Origin of the sequence: Mesorhizobium sp. M7A.F.Ca.CA.004.12.1.1 (assembly GCF_003997835.1) — a bacterium.
Lineage (GTDB): Bacteria > Pseudomonadota > Alphaproteobacteria > Rhizobiales > Rhizobiaceae > Mesorhizobium.
Map to the genome: position 1 here is coordinate 1 of NZ_RZRK01001374.1, position 764 is coordinate 764.

The 764-nt window shown below is 67.5% G+C and carries 1 protein-coding gene; it reads right to left on the minus strand.

Features of this window, described 5'->3' with window-relative positions; translation table 11 throughout:
- Positions 1–764: efflux RND transporter permease subunit (locus EN984_RS36480; RefSeq protein WP_164766009.1), on the minus strand; the 764-nt coding region annotated here is incomplete at both ends.

Below are 764 nucleotides of genomic sequence, written 5' to 3' on the forward strand. Positions count from 1 at the left end.
ACGCAGGACAGCACCAGCCAGACGCTGGTGAACTTGTTGAACTGCGCCAGAAGCACCAGGAAGATCAGGAAGATCGCCGCCCCGAAGGCCTTGCTGAGGAAGGCGCTGGCTTCGGCGCTGTCCTCGTTCGAACCGGCCAGCTTCCAGCGGATGCCGCTGCCGAGATCCATGTCGGAGACGGCCTTGGTGACCTGCTCCTGCACAGCCGCGACCTGAGCGCCGGCGGCGACGTTGGCCTGGACGACCACCGTACGCGCGCCGTCGATGCGGTTGAGGATGCCGACCGTCGGCTCCGGCTTGCGCACGACGAAGTTCGAGATCGGCACCGAGCCTTGTGAGGTCTGCACCCTGAGTTCGTCGAGCGTCGACAGCGTGCGCCGGTCTTCGGGCAGCCGCAGCCTTATGTCGACCGCGTCGTCGGCTCCGGCAGGCCGGTATTCCGAGAGTTTCAGCCCGTTGGTCACCAGTTGCACCACCGTCCCGACCGAGGTTGGGCTGATGCCGTACTGCGCCGCCTTGGCACGATCGACCTCGAGCGCCCAGTCGACACCGGGCGGCGGCAGGCCGTCGGAAATATCGATGACGCCGGGCACCTTGCCGATGCGCGCCGCGACCTCACGGGCCTTGTCGTCGAGCCCCTTGGGGTCGACGGCCGAAAGCCTGATCTGGATCGGCTTGCCGGTCGGCGGACCGGCTTCCGGCACGCGCACCTCGACATCGACGCCGGGAATGCCGGCCATGACGCCGCGCAGATCGTCCAGGAT